Origin of the sequence: Sphaerimonospora mesophila (assembly GCF_001417795.1) — a bacterium.
GTDB classification, from domain to species: Bacteria; Actinomycetota; Actinomycetes; order Streptosporangiales; family Streptosporangiaceae; genus Sphaerimonospora; species Sphaerimonospora mesophila.
Genome location: NZ_BCBX01000059.1, coordinates 1 through 17557, shown reverse-complemented (window position 1 = coordinate 17557; position 17557 = coordinate 1). Strand labels below are relative to the sequence as shown.

Here is a 17557-nt window from a genome sequence, read left to right as displayed (position 1 = left end):
GGTATAGGTTTTAAGGCGCGCAGGTGGGAAGTCTGTGTTCGGGGAGATGCATTTGCAGTGACCTGGCCGCCAGCCGCCCGAGAAGGTTCTGTGCAGCCTGACGAGCGGATCGTGGAGCGCTTCTTCGAGCAGGAGCCGGTCGAGGGGCGGGTGCATCCTGCCATTCTCCGGTTGTGGTGGCAGTGCCGGGCGGCGGGCCTGGCCCCAGGAAAGCTTGATGTCGCGCTGCTGGCCGACTCGGCTGTGGCGCTGGCACGATCCGTGGTCACCGAGGCTGGCGAACGCCGCCACGAGGCCGATGCCAACGCCGAAATGGTCCGGCTCCTACCGCGCACGCGGGATCTGCGCTCGGCACTGCCGACCGTTTCCCAGCACCTGGCGCGGGCACTGGGGCTGCCATCCCCGACGATCGAACCGCAAGCGGCCTCACCGCGACGACCACCGCATCGCATTGCCGTTGATGCAGGGTGCCGCCAGGCTCGGCACGCTCGTCATGCTCCCAGACCTGCCGGAGGCGACCATGCGCCGACTGCGTGAGCGGGTGGTGCCCGCGCTGGAGGCGCTGCTGCAGGCGGCGCGTGATCGCATGTCCTTCGGACATGCCCTGCAGGCCAGCCGTGACGAACTGCGCTGGATCGCACAGGAGCAGGCCGCGCTGCGGCGGGTGGCGACGCTGGTCGCCCGCGGAGCCTCTACAACGGAGATGTTCAACGGCATCGCCGGTGAGATGGGCCCCATCCTTCAGGCCCCGTGCACGATGATCGGACGCTACGAACCCGATGAGACGCTGGTCGTTGTGGGCTCCTGGAGCGGTGACAGCCCTGGCAACGCACTGCCGCTGGGTTCGCGCTGGCCGCTTGAGGGGGAGAGCATTCCGGTGATCGTGCTGGAGACCGGGCGGGCGGTGCACATCACCAACTACGCCGACGCCACCTGGAAGATGGCCCGCTGGGCCCGGGAACGGGGATACTTTGCCGCGATCGGTACCCCCATCCTCGTGGACGGAGGGTTGTGGGGTGTGCTGAAGGCCTTCTACCACGTAGACGAGGACGCCCCCGACCACGTCGACGAGCACATGCTGGAACTCACCGAACTGGTGACGATCGCGATCTCCAGCGCCCCGGCCGCCTCGGCCAGGAGGCGGCTGCGAATCCTGTCCGATGCCGCCATGGGTATCGGCCAGACGCTGGATGTGGTGCGGACGGCCGAAGATCTCGCGCAGGCGACCGTTTCCCGCTTCGCCGACCTCGTCACGGTCGATCTCGCCGAGTCCGTCCTGCGCGGCCAGGATGTCGGCGATCCTTCGGCAGGCATACGCCGCGTCGTGGTGCAGGACACCGGGGACAACTCGGACATCATGGGCCCCCTGGGGCAGGAGGTCCAACTACCCTTCCCTGTCCGCGCAGGCACGCTGCCTCGCGGAAAGCAAGCCGGTGCTGTCGCCAGGGCAGCAAGCAGGCATCCGATCCCTCATCGCCGTTCCTCTGTGCGCGCACGGCAACGTCTTGGGCGTGGCCACCTTCATGCGACGTGCCACACCGTTCGATGACGACGACCTGTCTCTTGCCGAGCAACTGAGCACCCGTGCAGCGGTCTGCCTCGACAATGCTCGCCGGTTCACCCGCGAGCGTGCCACCGTGCTGGCCTTGCAGCGTGCTCTGCTGCCCCGGCGCCTGCCCGAGCAGAACGCGGTCGAGGCCGCCTACCGCTACCAGCTGGCCGAGGGGGCGGCTGGCTTTGCCTGGTTCGATGTCATCCCCCTGTCGGGCGCGCGTGTCGCCCTGGTGGTGGGCGAGGTCGCAGGCCACGGATTGCGTGCCGCAGCCGCCATGGGCCGCCTGCGCACCACGATCAGCAACTTCTCCGCTCTCGACCTGCCCCCCGAGGAGATTCTCGCGCATCTCGACGGCTTGGTCCGCCAGTTCGCAGGCGAGCAGGCCGAGCAGGCCGGCGACGATGTCACCCAGTCGCTCGGGGACATCGTTGGTGACGTCGTCGGTGGCGTCGCGTTCGGTCGTGCCGACGATGTCGTCACCGGCACGACTTGCCTGTATGCCGTCTACGACCCGACCAGTCAGCGCTGCAGTCTGGCCTCGGCCGGCCACCTCGCACCCGCTATCGTCGGCCCCGACTGCACGGTGGAGCTCCCGCACGTGTCCGCCGGGCCGCCGCTGGGCCGGGGAAGGCCGCCCTTCGAGACGACCGAACTCAGCCTTCCCGAGGGCAGCAGGCTCGTCCTCTACACCGGTGGGCTGCTCGCCAACGACCCGGGCGACCCCCGCACTGGGACGCAGCGCCTGCGCCAGGCGCTGGAGGCAGATCCCGGCCGCACCGCCGAGGACGCCTGCGCGGCTGCGCTGTCCGCCCTGCCGCACGGCCAGCACCGCGAGGACGTCATCGTGCTGGCGGTGTGCACCCGGGCGCTGCCGGCCGGCCACCTCGTCTGCTGGGACCTGCCGGCCGATCCCGCGGCGGTCTGTCGCGTACGCGCCCAGGCCGTGCGGCAGCTGTCGGCCTGGAACTTGAGCGAGCTGTCTTTCAACACCGAACTGATCTTCAGTGAGCTGATCACCAACGCGATCCGTTACGGGGCCGAACCCATTCAGGTGCGCCTGCTCCTGGACCGGATGCTGATTTGTGAGGTGTCGGATGCCAGCGACGTCTCGCCCCGCCCTCGACGGGCCGCCGTCACTGACGAGGGAGGACGGGGGCTCTTCCTCGTCGCTCAGCTCAGCGAGCGATGGGGCACCCGCTACACCCGGCGTGGCAAGGTCATCTGGGCCGAGCAGCTCCTGGATCAGGAAACACAAGAGGACGCCATGGAGCCGCAGGCAGCCCTCGGCCTGCCGGAATGGGACCTCGACGGCTTCGAGGTCTCGCGGCGAGAAAGATCCGCACGCGGAGTGTCGGGGGTTGAGCAGCATGCGAACGAAAAGTCGCGGTAACGGGCCGGGCGGAAGCGGCTTGGCGTGACATTCCGTTCCGAACTCATCTGGACGAGAACGGTGCCAGTGAGCCCTTGAGTGGCCCATCGCTCGGGATCTGCCCGACCGGACGCAAGGTAGCTGTGTGTAGCGGTCGTGACTTTTTGTGTTCTCAGAAATGACCAGTTCTGAGAGAGCTGGCGATCATCCGGCGAGTGTCCGTTTTATCCTTGATCTTCGTTCTCAGAACCTCTCGCAAAACCGACTTCTCAGAATGGTTTCACGATAGGTTTTGCGACATGACCGAGCTCACGGATCCGGCTGCCGTCGTGGAACAGTTCGATTGCCCGATGTGCAAGGCGCCCGCGGGCAGCGCCTGCCGTACGCGGGGCGGCAAGGTCGCGTCGAAGTACCACACGCCGCGCTTCATGCTGGTGCCGCAATTGCGTACGGAGTTGGAGGTGCGCACTCCCGCCGAGCGCGGGCCCGGGCGCGTCTGGCAGGCGGGCCCGGCCCTGGACGTTGTGGCGCCTGCGGCCGCGAGGAGGCCGACTCGGGTGGGCTATGCCCGGTGCAGCACCGCTCAGCAGGAACTGGACAGCCAGCTCGACGCCCTGAAGGAGGCGGGCTGCGAACCGATCTTCGCCGAAAAGATCAGCACGCGTATCAAAGTGCGGCCGGAGTTCACCAACGCGATGGACTACGCCCGCACCATCAAACGAGCCGTCCCGCACCAGCGCGTGATCGTCACGGTGCACGAGATGAAGCGCCTGGGCCGGGGCGCCGCCGAACTGCTCGCCATCGCCGAGGAACTACGCCACCACGACATCGAGCTGGAGCTGCTGAGCGGCCCGCTGCAGGGCATCTACAACCCCTCAGGGCACGGGGCGGCGCTGTTCGCCTTCTTCGCCAGCATGGCCGAGTCTGAGCGGGAGTACATCCGGGAGAAGTCACTGGAAGGCCAGGCCTCTGCCCGCGAACGCGGCCGGCACGGCGGCCGCCCCAAGGTGTTCGACGACGACATGATCGCCTACGCCCGGTCGCTGCGCGCTCGTGGTGTACCGGTGACTGACATCGCCCGCAAGCTGGTCATCCCTGCCGGCAAGAACAAGGGCCAGCATCCCTCGGTGGCCAGCGTCTACCGGATCTTGGCCGACGACGGCAGCGCGATTCCGGCCGAGAGCTGATCGGCGTGCACACGGTCAGCCGGCGTGGGCGGCGAGGCCGACGAGGAGCACCTGCAGAGCCTTGCGGCGGCGCTCAGCGGGGGCGGTGCCGTCCGCCATGCGCATGAACGCCGCCACATCCTCCACGCTCACGTCCTGCCGCAGGCTGCCCGCGGCCTGAGCCCGCTCCACCAGCGGGCCGATCACCTCTGCCGTCACCGCCCGGCCCTTGTCGGCGCTCGGCGCGCTGACCCTGGCCAGCAGGTCGAACAGCGCGAGGTCGCGCTCGCTCAGCACGCACGCCTCCATGAACACCAGCTCGAAGGCCCGCCAGGGATCCGGCTCGGCCGCCGCCCGCGCCGCCACTTCCCGAGCTCCTTCGCCCAGCTCGTGCAGCAGCGCGTCCACGAGGTCGTCCTTGGTGGGGAAATGCCGGTAGAACGTGGTGGCTCCCACGCCGGCCCGCCGGGCGATCTCCTCCACGCTCACCCCGGCCCCCCGCTCCATGAACGCCTCCCGCGCGGCATCGAGCAGCCGCCGCCGATTGCGCTCCTGGTCTCTGCGCGGCACACGACCTCCCCCATAAACGGTAGTAGTGCTACCGCTTTTGCCGTTACGGTAGTGGCACTACCGTTTTGTTGGCACTCTAGCTCACGGAGCGATCCATGCGCGCACTGCAAGCCACCGGCGACACCGCCCGCCTCGTGGAATTCACCGACATCCCCGAACCCGTCCCCGCTGCCCACGAGGCCCTGATCCGCGTCGAGGCCTTCTCGCTAAACCGCCCCGACTACCTCTACCTCGCCATGCCCGGCACCGCCTATCGACCGGGCATCGACGCGGTAGGCGTGGTGGAATGCCCCGCCGCGGACGGTTCGGGCCCGCGGGCGGGCCAGCGGGTGGTCATGCACGTCCCCTCCGGCGGCGCCGCCGCCGAACGGATCACGGTTCCCGCCGCCCGGCTCGCGGCCGTTCCCGGCACCCTCGCCTCCGAGGTCGCCGCCTGCCTCCCGCTGGCAGGCATGGTCGCCTTGCGTCTGTTGCGCGCGGCCGGACCGCTGAAGGGCCTGAACCTGCTCGCTACCGGGGCCACCGGCGGCGTCGGCCAGTTCCTGGTGCAACTGGCCGTGCACGAGGGCGCCGCCATCACCGTCGTCGCCCGCGAACACGACCCGTGGGCCCACCTCGCCCGCGCTGGCGCCACCGTCGTGCACGACGTGGACCACCTGCCGCCGGGCGGCTTCGACGTGGTCCTGGAGTCGGTGGGCGGCCGGCTCGGCTCAGAGGCGGCGCTGCGCCTGCGTACCGGCGGCCTCTTCCTCTGGTACGGCCAAGCCTCCGCCGAGCCCCTCACCCTGGACTTTTTCGAGCTGTTCCAAGGCGGGCAGTCCATGACGCTGCGGCACTTCGTGTACTCGGGGCTGGCCGACGACCGCGAAGACCTCGACCTCCTGCTGGACCTGGCGGCCAGGGGCGTGCTCCAGGTGGAGATTGGGCATCGGGGCGACTGGGGGCAGACGGCCGACGTGCTCGACAGCATCTCCCGGGGCGAGCTGCGAGGCAAGGCCGTGCTCGAGGTGAAATAAGGGGAGAGCGGTGCGCCGAGTGAGCGCACCGCGGTGACAGCGCCGGTGGCCTGGAGGAGTCGAAGTCGGGCGCGGGGCAACCGGACGCGGGGCACCCACTCATGGCGAGGGATCCATCACCGCGAGAGTCCGAGGCCGATCTTGAAGCGGGCGCGTCGAACACCATGCGCTGCCCCCAACCGGGGCGACGCGATGCCGACGTCACTTCCGGGAGGACTCCTTGGCCGGGGCTTGCGTCCGCAGGACCCGGCTAAGGAGAACCTCCTCGAGGGCGCGCAGGGGAAAGTCCGGGTCTTCCGCGGCCAGGGACAGGCCGCCGCGGATGCAGGCGAGCAGCAGCAGCCGGTCACCCTGGGGGTCGGGCGAGCGGCAGCCACGCAGGGCCTGGTCCAGGGAGTCGAGCAGGTCGGCCGATTCCTCATCGGCCTGCGCCGCCCGCAGCACCTCTCGCGCCTGGGGGTCGGCGAGCAGGGCGGAGACCGCTCGGCCTTCCTCGACCTCCTCGGGGGAGGTGTCCAGGCCCATCAGCGCCGATCGCACCAGCAGGCGCAGGGCGGCGGCGGGCTCGGCCTGCTGGTCGGCGGCCAGGGCCGCCAGCGCGGCCCGGGTCCGCTCGCGCCAGCCGCTGGCCACATCGAGGAGCAGGCCGGCCTTGCTGCCGAAGTAGTGCGAGGGCAGCCCGGCGGCCACGCCCGCCTTGGCGGCGACCTGCCGCAGGGTGGTGGCGTGGTAGCCCTGCTCAGCCATCAGCAGCACCGCCGCCTTGCGGATGCGAGCGCGGGTGGCCGCTCGCACTACCGCCGACGCTTCAGGCGTTCTGGGCATCACCGCTCCTCATCGTAAAAATGAACCGCCGTTCAACCTACCGTGGCGCCGGCGGTTCTCGCAGCATGTACATTGAACATTCGCTCAACCAAAAACCGTTCAAAGGAACCATCGAGTGGCAAATCCGATCAAACCGTTCCGAATCGCCGTCCCGCAAAGCGACCTCGACGACCTGGCCGCCCGGCTGACCGCCACCCGCTGGCCCGACGACCTGCCTGGAGCGGGCTGGGACTACGGCGTCCCGCTGCCGTATCTACGAGACCTCGTGACCTACTGGCGCACCGGCTACGACTGGCGCCTCCACGAAGCCGCCCTGAACGCCTTTCCCCAGTTCACCACCCGCATCGACGGCGCCCACGTACATTTCCTGCACGTGCGCTCGCCCGAGCCCGACGCCCTCCCACTGATCCTCACCCACGGCTGGCCCGGCTCCATCGTGGAATTTCAGAACCTCATCGGCCCGCTGACCGACCCTCGCAGCCACGGCGCAGACCCCGCCGACGCCTTCCACGTCATCATCCCCTCCACTCCCGGCTACGGCTTTTCGGGCCCCACCCAGGACAAGCACTGGGACTACCACCGGGTGGCGGCGGCGTGGATCGAGCTCATGTCCCGGCTGGGCTACGAGCGCTACGGAGCCCAAGGCGGAGATTGGGGTTCGGGCATCTCCCGGCAGATGGGCGTCCTGGCACCCGAGCGCCTGCTGGGCATCCACCTCAACAGCGCACCCACCTATCCCGACGGCGACGGCGACGGCCTGGACGAACTCGACAGCGCCCGCCTGCAGACCTGGGCTCGTCACCAGCAGGAGACCTCCGGCTACACCGCCGTCCAGGCCACCCGCCCTCACACCCTCGCCTACGCCCTCACCGACTCACCCGTCGGGCAACTGGCCTGGATCGTGGAGAAGTTCCAGGAGTGGACCGACTCCACCGGCACCCCCGACAGCGCCGTCGACCGCGACCGCATCCTGACCAACGTCATGATCTACTGGCTGACCGCGACCGCGGGCTCCTCGGCCCGGCTGTACAAGGAGTCCGCCCGCATCTGGGCCGAGGCGCAAGTCTCACAGGTCCCCACCGGCATGGCCGTCTTCGCCCACGACATCACCCTGCCGGTCCGCGCCTACGCCGAACGGCTGGACAACATCGTCCACTGGTCGGAGTTCGAGCACGGCGGCCACTTCCCCGCCCTGGAGCAGCCCGGCCTGCTCATCGGCGACATCCGCGCCTTCTTCCGCACGGTGTGCCGTGGCTGACCGCAAGCACGGCGTCCCCGCCCCGCCCATCACCAGCACCATCCAGACCCTGCAATGGCAGGCCGAGGAACTGGACGGCGAGCAGTTCGACAAGGTCCTTTTCGTCGACGTCGACATGATGGAACTCGTCAATCGCGGGGCCGTCTTCACCGACTGCACCTTCCGGGGCGTGCGCTTCAACGTGTCCACGCACGAGAACGCCGCGTTCATCAACTGCACGTTCGTGCGCTGCTCGTTCTTCGACGCGGTCTTCACCGACTGCAAGTTCGTCGGCAGCATGTTCGACGGATGCTCCTACGGCCTGCTGACGGTCAACGGCGGCGACTGGGGGTTCGTCGGGCTACCGGGCGCCGACCTGCGCGGCTGCGCGCTGCGCGGCGTGCGGTTGCGCGAGGCCGACCTGACCGGGGCGCTCCTGGCCGAGGCCGAGGTGAAGAGCTGCGACCTGTCCGGCGCCTGGCTGCACAGCGCCGATCTGACGCGGGCGGACCTACGCGGCAGCGACCTCACCGGCATCGATCCGCTGACCGTCAAGCTGAACCAGGCGGTCATCGACGCCGCCCAGGCCACCGTGATCGCAACCGCCCTGGGAATGCAGGTCTGGCCTTGATCCCGACCTCCAGATCGGCGTAGAGCCACCATGACGCCCTGCATGAACGGCTTCACGGCTTTCCCGGCGCACGACACCTGGCCGAGCAGAAGAGCCCACCCGACTGCCGCTCCGTCCGCACTCCGCGTAGCTTGCCCGACTCCTTGCCGAACCGTCCAGCAACACCGCCACCCGCGCGCGGCTGCGCCGCACCCAGCGGCGCGCCGTAGCGCCGGCGCGCCGTAGCGCCGAAGGGGGGACCGCGGGTCGACGGCGACGGGCTGGTGGACCCCCGCCTCACCGTAGCCCCCGTGGGATCGCGACATGCGAGCCCGACGCACACCTGAAGCGCCGTACGGGCCGTGCTGCGCCGCCCCAGCGCGTCCGGAGCACAGCGCGATCGTTTGCGTCAACGTCAGTCGTCCCACTCGGGCTCGTCCGGGTTTCGCAGCTCCCGCACGCCCCCGGGGCCGAGATCGGGCAGCGCGAAGGTGTAGGTGCCGATCACGTTGATGTGCCGGCGGACGAACGGCGACAAACGGGCGACATCCTCCTCCGCCAGCGGGTAGCCCGCCCTCTGTAGAGCGCCCAGAGCCTTGTCGACGTAGAAGCTGTTCCACAGCGTGACGCAGTTGAGCACCAGGCCCAGCGCCCCAAGCTGGTCCTCCATGCCCTTGTAGTAGCGCTGATAGACCTCACCTTTACGGCCGTGGAAGATCTTCCCGGCCAGGGCATGGCGGGACTCCTGCAGGTTGCGGATGCCCTTGATGTCACGCCGATACGGCTCCTCCACCGCGTAGATGAGGATGTGCAGCGTCTTGAAAATGCGGCCATAGGCGGCGATCGCGTCCCCGAGCGGGGTGGGGTTGCCGTCGCGCTGCAGCATTCTCATCACGTCATAGGCGCGGATCCGGCCAGTGTAGATCGACACCACCACCCGCAGGATGTCGTCCCAGTGCCGCTTGACCTTGGCCAGGTCGATCTTCCCGCGGGCGAAGCGTGCCAGTGGCCCATAGTCGGCGTCCTGGATGCGCCAGCCCTTCTGATCGGGCAGGTCGGCCAGCGCCGGACGGTACTGCATGCCCAGCAGATGCACCAGCCCGAAGACCGCGTCACTATAAGAGCCCGTGTCGGTCACGATGATGTCCGGCCGCTGCCCGCCGTCGCGCCGGAACAGCACGTCGATCATGTGCAGCGAGTCCCGGACAGTGCCGGTGACCACCTTCGCGCCCAGCCCCGCACCGTGATCATTGATCATATTGAGCCAGGTCAGACCCCTCTTGCCGCCGAAAAATTTCCGGTTGGGCCGGGTGTAGATAGACGGCACCGGGACCACGAACCGCATGCCGTCGATCGCCGCGACCAGACCGCCACCGAGCTGCCGGGCGAAACCGATCTTCGCCTGCTCCTCGATCAATGGCGCGTTGGCCAGGGAGAACGTCTCAGCCGACAGATAGTTCTGGGCCACGTGGCTGAGCCGGGCGCGTTCCAGCGCCGCGGTGCCGGCCTTGACGACCGGCGCGTAGCCGATGTTCAGCGCCTGCGCGGTCAGGCAGGCCGCCACCGAGACGTGGAAATCGGCCAGCTTGCTCACCCCGCCCGCCACCGAGGTGAAGGCCGCCTCGAACCCGGGGACGCGGCCCATCACCTCCAGCAGCAGCTCGGGCAGGTCCACCCGGGGCAGCATGCCGGCCACCCGCTTGCGCAGATCCACCAGCGACGGCGGCTCGGGCATGGCCTGCAGCCTGGCCACGTGCAGCCGCCCCTCCTCATCGACGGTGACGTCGACGCCGTCGGTGCCGAGCCGGGCGGCCACGTCCCGCAACGCCAGGTGCAGCACCAGCGCGTGCTCGGCCAGCAGCGTCTCCGGATGCTCCGGCAACTGCAGGTCCGTCAGTGCCGGCCCCTTGGCCGCCGCCCAGTCCGCGCCGTCCAGCAGCTGGCCGCGCGGGTCACGCCAGCGGGCCGAAGCCTCGGCATAGACGTCGCGCCGCTTAAGATGTCGGTGGAACTGGGTCAGCACGCACATGGTGTAGGCGTTCTTGTCCACCGTGCTGCCGTGCGAGCCGGCCCGCAACACCAGCCGCGCTTCCACGACCCGCTCACCAGCGCGACGTCAATGTCGTCCTCGGTCACCTTCTTCTTACGGCCGTCCAGCAGCCGCGGCAGCGTCCTCATCGCCGCCAGCACGCGCTGCGCCTCGGCGTTCGCGCCGAACTCGATCACTGTGGTCAGCGTCTTGAGGAACCCCGACACGGTGGCGATCCGCTCGGCCAGCAGCGCCCGCATCTGCCCGTCGGCGTCAGCGTCCGGCGGCGGCACCATCCCGGTCACCGCGGCCACCGCCTCCTTCAGCTCCCGGCGCGGCACCATCGCATCGATCGCCTCCCACACCTGCTCCAGCCGCAACTCCTCGCCGTACTCGGTGACCTCCAGCAGGGTCTCCACCGCGACGGCGAGGGTGGCCGAATGCCGGGCGAGCTTGGGGTGCTGGCGGGCCCGTTCCTTGTCGGTGGCGGTCTCGGCCTTGCCGATCAGCTCGGTCGTCATCAGCAGATCGAGCAGGTCCAGGCAGTCGTCGACCGACTTGCCCTCCAGGTAGATGACCGTGGCCAGCAACGTGGCCAGCTGCCGCGAGGGGCCGTGGCGGCGCAGCGTGGTCGCCGTGGCGGTCATCCCGTACCGGGCCAGGTCCACCATCCGACGCTGCGGCACCCCCGGCGGCAGCTCCATCGCGCCCAGGCCGACACTGAGAATCTCCCCCGCCCGCTCCAGCGCTTTTTCCATGTTCCGGCCTGAGGGCACCGACGGGCCCTTGCGCCAGCGCTCCAGATCCGAGGCCCGCGCCCCTTCCGGTACCTCCAGTAGCCGGGCCAGGATGGCCTGCTGCCGCGGCGACAAGATGCCGTGCAGCGTTTCGTGCAGCCGCTCGGTCGCCTCATCGCGCACCCGGGCGATCAGCCGGGTCAGCGTGGTCACCCCCGGCAGCAGCACCTTGTTGGTGCGCAGCCAGCTCACCCCGTCGATGAAGATGCTCTTCTTACCGTCCCCGGTGTTCCATGCCCGCGCGTCCACCCACGCGGTGAACTCCGCCTCCACCGCGGAGAACTCCCGCAGCCCGTACGCCTTCTTGATCTCGTCCTGGTGGTCGAACTGCGTCTGGCGCCGCTCGGTGTACTGCTTGACCTGCGAGACGTCCGCCACGCCGAGCTGATCGGCCAGGTAGTCGATCACTTCGGCCGGGACCTCCAGCGGGTCCGGCAGGAACCGGCCCACGAACCGGGCCGTGGTCAGTTGCAGGGCGAACCCGAGCCGGTGCTGATCGCCACGGCGACGCCCGATCAGTTTCCGGTCCGCGTCGTCGAGGAAGAACATCTTCTCCAGCTCGGCCCGCGTCGGTGCCCCTACGTAGCGGCCGTAGGCGGCCGCCTCTTCATCGCTCAAGAACTCAACTGGCATGGGCCCCGAAAGTAGAACTCATCCATCAGCGCCGGCCAGGCTCAAGATCGAACCGTTACGGAGGAAACGGCTTCAGCGACCCTCTGAGCAGCACGTTTCTGCAGGTCAAGCACATCGGAAAAGCCATCCACGCCAAGCGGGGTTTCGGGGGCGGCTAAACGAGACTTTTCGTTCGCATACTGCTCAACCCCCGATGCGCGCCGAAGGCCGCTACGTCAACGACGAAGCCTTGGCCCACATCTCCCCAGTCCGCAGCGAAACCGTCAACTTCTTCGGCACCATCAATGTGGAGGTCGACACCGAGCTCGCCAAGCTGGATGCCGCCGGCTATCGCCCGCTGCGGCAGTCCCAGGCCGATGCGACCATAGGAAGCCAACCGTGACCGCGATCGGCGTGCCCCGTGTACGGGTGCCGTGTCGTGAGGTCACGCGACTCCCTGGCCAGGCTCCGCCAGGCGCTGTCCGATGCGCCCGCCATGAACACAGAACCACCGGTGGTGTGCCTCGGCATGCGCCAGCTGCCGACATAGGAGTGCTCGGGCTTGTCAAGCTGGACAGAGCCCAGCAAGGAGAACGAACAGCCCGAAATGGAACAAGTCGCTTAAGCAGCCTCAAACGGTTAAACAGTACCGAGGCCGGGCCCCGAAGCGAATACAGAAGTTGAAATGCCGGGTTCATACACGATCTGCTCGTTGACCTGCAGGGATTGACCATCCCGGCCGCGAAGGGCAATTGATCATCTTTATCATGCGGCGTGGGCGGTAGGCGTATTTGGGGTAAATCCACTCAAACCTATTGACAGGCGGACGACCTTGTCGTCAACTCGCTGTATGACCATGCGGCGGCATGGGCAGTGCCTCATCGGGGCGAACGCAGAGGAGGGAACGCAATGCGCAAGAGAACGACCGCAAGGTGGGTTCTGGCGTTTGACGCTGGTTGTGCGCACTGCCAGCGGATCGCGGAAGCGGTAAAGTCCTCTTCGCACAGGGGCATCGAGGTCTTGCCGCTCATGCACCCCGATGTCCGCGCCTGGCGGGAGCAGGCTCTTGGTGAGAATCCAGTGTGGGCGCCGACTCTGATCAAAGTAGAAGAAGCACGGATTCGTGCTTGGGTCGGATCGCAGATGAGCCTTCGGCTTCTTATGCGAATAGGCCTTCCAGCTAGCATACGACTTCTCGGCGCTCTCAAAGGAATTTATGCCGACACGGGTACGAGTTCAAGCGGCCGGTTCGGCGAGATGGATAGGAAGCGTTTCCTAAAGCTAGGCGCCGGCTTAGGTGCCGCGCTCGGGCTTGCTGTTACAGGGGCTATCCCTGCTCATGCGGAATCAGGCGACGCCCAGCTAGCGGCGTGGCTTCAGGCTAATAAACACCGCCTTCCGCGAGAGTACAACACCTTCTCTAATTACTCGATGTCGTACAGGCGCGCCATCTTCGGTGAGCTATCTCCCGCGGACAGGAGCCGGCTGTGGGTAGAGCATGTACGTCGGTACAGAAGCACCCATCAAGAAACCCTCTCTCCCGCCCAGGACGAGGTCCTCTCGCGAGCGGAGGAGATCTTCAGCAATGAAGCCACTTTTGCTGGCAGGCCACGGACTTCTGATCCACAGCTCGACAGTCTGAAGGAAGCAGCGCTCGCAGCGTTCGGCCCGGAGGAGACCCGCCTACTCCTCATCACCCTCGGCCCCGCCGAAGATCCACCTCATGACACCGAACTGAGGAAGCCTAAATGTCACTGCTTTACACCTGATCCCGTCGAATGTCCGGGCTCCTGCTTTAGCGGAGGATGCGACTGGCAGTTCGGCTGCGGACCAGGATGGATGTATCAATGCAATGGGCTTTGCATCGCCGCGCCATCCACTAACAGTAGTCCAACTTCTTGAATGGTATTAAACATCAAGAAGCTGTGCTATCAAGAACTTCTCAACGCTGCCCATCGGCACACGTTGCTGATGCATCGAATCCCGATCGCGCACCGTCACGGCATGGTCTTCTAGGGTGTCGAAGTCGACCGTGATGCAGTACGGCGTGCCGATCTCGTCCTGGCGGCGGTAGCGGCGGCCGATCGCGCCCGCGTCGTCGAACTCCACGTTCCACCTCTTGCGCAGGTGCGCGGCCAGGCCACGGGCCTTGGGCGTTAGATCGGCGTTGCGCGACAGCGGCAGCACCGCCACCTTGACCGGCGCCAACCGATGGTCCAGGCGCAACACGGTGCGCTTCTCCATGACGCCCTTGGCGTTGGGCGCATCGTCCTCGGTGTAGGCGTCGAGCAGGAAAGCGAGGGTCGCGCGGTCCACACCGGCCGCCGGCTCGATGACGTAGGGCACCCAGCGTTCGCCGCTTTCCTGCTCGAAGAAGGACAGGTCCACGCCAGAGGCCTTGGAGTGGACGGTCAGGTCGAAGTCGGTGCGATTGGCGATGCCCTCCAGTTCGCCCCACTCGCCGCCGGCGAAGTTGAAGCGGTACTCGATGTCGACGGTGCGCTTGGAGTAGTGCGACAGCTTGTCCTTGGGATGCTCACGCAGGCGCAAGTTATCGGGGTTAATACCTAACTCCGTGTACCAGCGGAAGCGCTCGTCGGCCCAGTACTGGTGCCACTCCTCGTCGGTGCCGGGCTTGACGAAGAACTCCATCTCCATCTGCTCGAACTCGCGCGTCCTGAAGATGAAGTTGCCCGGGGTGATCTCGTTGCGGAACGACTTGCCGATCTGGCCGATGCCGAACGGGACCTTCCTGCGCGCCGACTGCTGCACGTTGAGGTAGTTGATGAAGATGCCCTGGGCGGTCTCGGGCCGTAGGTAGGCCAGGCCGGACTCGTCCTCGACCGGGCCGAGGAAGGTCTTCAGCAGCCCGCTGAACTGCCGCGGCTCGGTGAAGGCGCCCTTATTGCCGCAGTTGGGGCAGCCGATGTCGGCCAGGCCGTACTCGGGCGCGTGGCCGTGCTTCTCCTCATAGGCCTCGATGAGGTGGTCGGCGCGAAAGCGCTTGTGGCAGGACAGGCATTCGGTCAGCGGATCGGTGAAGGTCTCCACGTGGCCAGAGGCCCTCCAGACTTCGGGCGCGAGGATGACCGAGGAATCAATGCCCACGACGTCGTCGCGGGACTGCACCATGGAGATCCACCACTGGCGCTTGACGTTGTTCTTCAGCTCGACGCCCAGCGGACCGTAGTCCCACGCCGCCCGCAGCCCTCCGTAGATCTCACTCGACGGGTACACGAACCCGCGCCGCTTGGCGAGGCTGAGAATTTCCGCCAGGGTGCTACTGCTACGGCTCACAGTGTTGGCCTCCATCTGTGCGAGCGTGGGATTTCAAGGGGTCCGTGGCGAAGCGTGTACCCGATCTTGCTGGCGAGCTTAGAGCTCGGAGATGAAATACATACCCTCTTCAGATGAGGACCACTGGTTCGAGCAGAGACAGGCTACGCATCGCCCTGGCCAGGTTGTGAACCAGGCGGGAGACGTGGTCATTGCCGGTCTCGCCTTCGTCTCAGCCAGCGGCGCGCGCCCTGCCGCACCTCCCGCGGAAACCTGGCGTGGCCCGCTCTACATTTGACCCCTATGTGACCATCCGATTGCAAGGGTAGAGGCGACTGGGGCCGGTGTTTCATGGGCGTTCACCTATGAAACAGCCGCCGGGCGTCCGGCCGTCCAGGGCGTTCCCGCCCTGATCCTGTTCCATGAGTCGTTTCAAATCCCTGGAGCTTTGAAACGCATCCATGAAACGATCGCCGGGTGAGCGACGACGACTTTTCCCGCGTGGAAGCCTTCGACTGCCCGATGTCCTCCTGCGGCGCCCCGGCGGGGTCGCCGTGCCGGACTGGCAAGGGGAAGGTGGCCGTCCAATACCACACCGCCCGGTTCCGGCTCTTGCCCCACCTGGCCAAGACGCTCAACGTCCCGACCCCTCCGGTCCGCAAGCCGGGATCGGTCTGGATCGAGCTGCCCCGCCCCGTGGACGCAGGGACCGAGCCGACCGGGCACGTGAGGATCGGCTACGCCCGTGCCTCCACCGTCCGCCAATCGCTGGACACCCAGCTCGACTCCCTCAAGACCGCGGGCGTCACCCGGATCTTCTCCGAGAAGATCTCCACCCGCGCAACGAGGCGGCCCGAACTCGAGCGGGCCGCCGCCCTCGCCCGCGAGCTACGGGCCTCCGGTGTGGCGGTCACCCTCGTGGTTCACGAGCACAAGCGGCTCGGCCGCGGCATCGAACTCGCGGCGCTGGCCGAACAGCTCAAAGCCGGCGACATCGGCCTCGAGTTCCTCACCGGCGAACTCCAGGGGACGCACGACCCGTCCGGGATCGTGTTCACCGTGCTGGCCGCCCTGTCGGGGATGGAACGCGAATACATCCGCGACCGCACCCTGGAAGGCCACGAGTCCGCGCGCACGCGCGGCAAGACCATCGGCGGCGCCACCGTCACCGACGACGCCATGCTGTCGATGGCCCTCCACCTGCGCGAGCAGGGGATGAGCCTGCGCGACATCGCCGTCCGGCTCGTCATCACCAAGGGCAAGAAGAAGGGTCAGCATCCCGCGACCATCCTGCGCATGTTGCGCGAGCACGACGAGCAGACAGCCACGTCCTGAGCGTTACGCTCACTACTTGCCACTTCGCCGGGAAGCTACGGGAGCGGAGGGCCTTAGAAAGCAGCCACATGTTCTACCTGGTCAGGCAAATGTGTTGGATTTTCGGCGGATGCTACGGCTAGCCCGATCGGCTCGGGCCACTCCGCGCAGCGCTCCCAGCCTTCGCGTTCCAGGACCGAATCGAACCAGTCCGGAGGCGGGCACGCCTCGGTGCGCGGTCCGACCACCCAGTTACGGGGCGCCCACTCGCCATCTTCTTCGCTGCGGACGAGGTTGCTGGGGTGGTCCACTTCGACGCACCAGGACGACCCTGTGGTGTTGATGCGGGCAATCGGCTCGTCACCGAAGCGGGTCTCATAGAGGGGTGATCACGATCGCCCGTCCTGGCGCTGATTACTGGCACCGTGGCCATCGCAGCTGCGCGTTCGCCGGCGTATCGTCAACGTGTCGGAGCATGAGGAGATCCGTATGGCAGCTGAGTACGCGGACCGTATCTTCCAGGGTTTCCGTGAAGAAGTTACCGGCGCGAGTGGTCTTCGCATCCGCAAAACCGGCATACTTGCCGCCGAGCAGGCTGGTGGCGGCCTGACAACTGATCATGGTGCGAGTGCTGTTCTGATGGAATTGCAGGTCGACAGTCGTATACGGCGCGATCCTGGCCAGGTCCGCACGAGGCTGTCGGGACATCCACTCGGCGCGGGCGAATAGGCGCAGCAGATCGTCCTTTTGTCATTGACCGGAGGTCACCGCGTGCTGCGGGAGACCGGCTGATGGATTGCCGACGGCGACGGACACCGGATGGTTGTTCACTGCTCTCTCCTGCGGTCGATGGTCAGGAAGGGCTGGCGAGGAGACAGCCGACGGCCGCGCCGGACGGGCGTGGCACGAATCCGACCACCTTCGTTGCTGTCGAAGCGGAAATGACAGCCGGTGATCGTCTCTCCGATGGAGAAGGGGCTGAGGTCCCGGGTGCCGTCCTGGCGTCGACCGGTGCGTTGAAGGCCTCACGGTGCTACAGGCTCGCCACGTGCGTCGCTACGTCCGCGACAGTGGGCAGCGGCTCAATGCCGAGCAAGTTACAGTCCGGGTCCGTCTTCTCTCCGAGGCGCTGCCACCGTATGACGGGCCCTGGCTTTGCCAGTTGTCCGTGGCCATGTAAA

At 67.3% G+C, this 17557-nt stretch carries 16 protein-coding genes; 10 read left to right on the top strand and 6 right to left on the bottom strand.

Annotation, left to right across the window (positions count from 1 at the left end; genetic code table 11):
- Positions 1-90 precede the first annotated feature (90 nt).
- The 4 genes from AP234_RS38265 to AP234_RS32310 all read left to right on the top strand — a co-directional run bounded on the left by AP234_RS38265 (position 91) and on the right by AP234_RS32310 (position 4111).
- The gene (locus tag AP234_RS38265) at positions 91-537 is read left to right on the top strand and encodes a hypothetical protein (RefSeq protein WP_200926821.1); all 447 of its coding nucleotides are present in this window, start codon (positions 91-93) and stop codon (positions 535-537) included.
- Complete coding sequence (locus AP234_RS34455) at positions 521-1549, top strand: GAF domain-containing protein (protein WP_200926820.1); 1029 nt, start codon at positions 521-523, stop codon at positions 1547-1549. The genes AP234_RS38265 and AP234_RS34455 overlap by 17 nt, the downstream gene beginning before the upstream one ends.
- Positions 1434-2945: a SpoIIE family protein phosphatase gene (locus tag AP234_RS32315; protein WP_160330530.1), complete on the top strand. Its 1512-nt coding sequence runs from the start codon at positions 1434-1436 to the stop codon at positions 2943-2945. The genes AP234_RS34455 and AP234_RS32315 overlap by 116 nt, the downstream gene beginning before the upstream one ends.
- A 278-nt stretch (positions 2946-3223) precedes the next feature.
- A complete protein-coding gene (locus AP234_RS32310) occupies positions 3224-4111 on the top strand; it encodes a recombinase family protein (RefSeq protein ID WP_055483555.1) in 888 nt (295 codons plus the stop codon).
- Between the two features lie 15 nt (positions 4112-4126).
- Here the strand turns inward: AP234_RS32310 and AP234_RS32305 are convergent, their stop codons facing one another.
- Positions 4127-4660 (bottom strand): TetR/AcrR family transcriptional regulator, encoded by a 534-nt coding sequence (locus AP234_RS32305; protein WP_055483554.1) that lies wholly within the window; start codon positions 4658-4660, stop codon positions 4127-4129.
- Between the two features lie 95 nt (positions 4661-4755).
- Here AP234_RS32305 and AP234_RS32300 point away from each other — a divergent pair, with 95 nt between their 5' ends.
- Complete coding sequence (locus AP234_RS32300) at positions 4756-5676, top strand: zinc-binding dehydrogenase (protein WP_055483553.1); 921 nt, start codon at positions 4756-4758, stop codon at positions 5674-5676.
- A gap of 201 nt (positions 5677-5877) precedes the next feature.
- Here AP234_RS32300 and AP234_RS32295 read toward each other — a convergent pair whose 3' ends face one another.
- Positions 5878-6501, bottom strand: a complete 624-nt coding sequence (locus tag AP234_RS32295) for a TetR family transcriptional regulator (RefSeq protein WP_083502628.1) — start codon at positions 6499-6501, stop codon at positions 5878-5880.
- A gap of 115 nt (positions 6502-6616) precedes the next feature.
- On the opposite strand from AP234_RS32295, the gene AP234_RS32290 reads away from it, so the two are divergent.
- Together AP234_RS32290 and AP234_RS32285 are read left to right on the top strand one after the other, a co-directional pair.
- Positions 6617-7759 carry an epoxide hydrolase family protein gene (locus AP234_RS32290; protein WP_055483551.1) on the top strand — a complete coding sequence of 381 codons (1143 nt, stop codon included), beginning with the start codon at positions 6617-6619 and terminating at the stop codon, positions 7757-7759.
- On the top strand, positions 7752-8369 hold the full coding sequence (locus AP234_RS32285; protein ID WP_055483550.1) for a pentapeptide repeat-containing protein: 618 nt from the start codon (positions 7752-7754) through the stop codon (positions 8367-8369). Before AP234_RS32290 ends, AP234_RS32285 begins: the two co-directional genes overlap by 8 nt.
- Positions 8370-8763: 394 nt before the next feature.
- On the opposite strand, the gene AP234_RS38260 is transcribed toward AP234_RS32285, so the two are convergent.
- Together AP234_RS38260 and AP234_RS38255 are read right to left on the bottom strand one after the other, a co-directional pair.
- Complete coding sequence (locus AP234_RS38260) at positions 8764-10443, bottom strand: Tn3 family transposase (protein ID WP_200926819.1); 1680 nt, start codon at positions 10441-10443, stop codon at positions 8764-8766.
- Positions 10365-11792, bottom strand: coding sequence for a DUF4158 domain-containing protein (locus AP234_RS38255; protein WP_200926818.1), 1428 nt, complete (start codon positions 11790-11792; stop codon positions 10365-10367). Before AP234_RS38255 ends, AP234_RS38260 begins: the two co-directional genes overlap by 79 nt.
- Positions 11793-12000: 208 nt before the next feature.
- Between AP234_RS38255 and AP234_RS32275 the strand changes: the two genes are divergently transcribed.
- Together AP234_RS32275 and AP234_RS39745 are read left to right on the top strand one after the other, a co-directional pair.
- A complete protein-coding gene (locus AP234_RS32275; protein ID WP_055483549.1) occupies positions 12001-12189 on the top strand; it encodes a hypothetical protein in 189 nt (62 codons plus the stop codon).
- 506 nt (positions 12190-12695) lie between these two features.
- The gene (locus AP234_RS39745; RefSeq protein WP_152990741.1) at positions 12696-13688 is read left to right on the top strand and encodes a bacteriocin fulvocin C-related protein; all 993 of its coding nucleotides are present in this window, start codon (positions 12696-12698) and stop codon (positions 13686-13688) included.
- A 6-nt stretch (positions 13689-13694) separates the two neighbouring features.
- On the opposite strand, the gene AP234_RS32270 is transcribed toward AP234_RS39745, so the two are convergent.
- Positions 13695-15098: a glycine--tRNA ligase gene (locus AP234_RS32270; RefSeq protein ID WP_055483548.1), complete on the bottom strand. Its 1404-nt coding sequence runs from the start codon at positions 15096-15098 to the stop codon at positions 13695-13697.
- 441 nt (positions 15099-15539) lie between these two features.
- On the opposite strand from AP234_RS32270, the gene AP234_RS32265 reads away from it, so the two are divergent.
- Positions 15540-16397: a recombinase family protein gene (locus AP234_RS32265; RefSeq protein ID WP_235558511.1), complete on the top strand. Its 858-nt coding sequence runs from the start codon at positions 15540-15542 to the stop codon at positions 16395-16397.
- Positions 16398-16790: 393 nt separating this feature from the next.
- Here the strand turns inward: AP234_RS32265 and AP234_RS39740 are convergent, their stop codons facing one another.
- Positions 16791-17084 carry a hypothetical protein gene (locus AP234_RS39740; protein ID WP_055483547.1) on the bottom strand — a complete coding sequence of 98 codons (294 nt, stop codon included), beginning with the start codon at positions 17082-17084 and terminating at the stop codon, positions 16791-16793.
- Positions 17085-17557: the final 473 nt, after the last annotated feature.

Coding starts and splice junctions, on each gene's coding strand:
- AP234_RS32295 (WP_083502628.1), bottom strand. CDS start 6,501: ATGCCCAGAACGCCTGAAGCGTCGGCGGTAGTGCGAGCGGCCACCCGC.
- AP234_RS39745 (WP_152990741.1), top strand. CDS start 12,696: ATGCGCAAGAGAACGACCGCAAGGTGGGTTCTGGCGTTTGACGCTGGT.
- AP234_RS32275 (WP_055483549.1), top strand. CDS start 12,001: ATGCGCGCCGAAGGCCGCTACGTCAACGACGAAGCCTTGGCCCACATC.
- AP234_RS32270 (WP_055483548.1), bottom strand. CDS start 15,098: ATGGAGGCCAACACTGTGAGCCGTAGCAGTAGCACCCTGGCGGAAATT.
- AP234_RS39740 (WP_055483547.1), bottom strand. CDS start 17,084: ATGTCCCGACAGCCTCGTGCGGACCTGGCCAGGATCGCGCCGTATACG.
- AP234_RS32310 (WP_055483555.1), top strand. CDS start 3,224: ATGACCGAGCTCACGGATCCGGCTGCCGTCGTGGAACAGTTCGATTGC.
- AP234_RS32300 (WP_055483553.1), top strand. CDS start 4,756: ATGCGCGCACTGCAAGCCACCGGCGACACCGCCCGCCTCGTGGAATTC.
- AP234_RS34455 (WP_200926820.1), top strand. CDS start 521: ATGCGCCGACTGCGTGAGCGGGTGGTGCCCGCGCTGGAGGCGCTGCTG.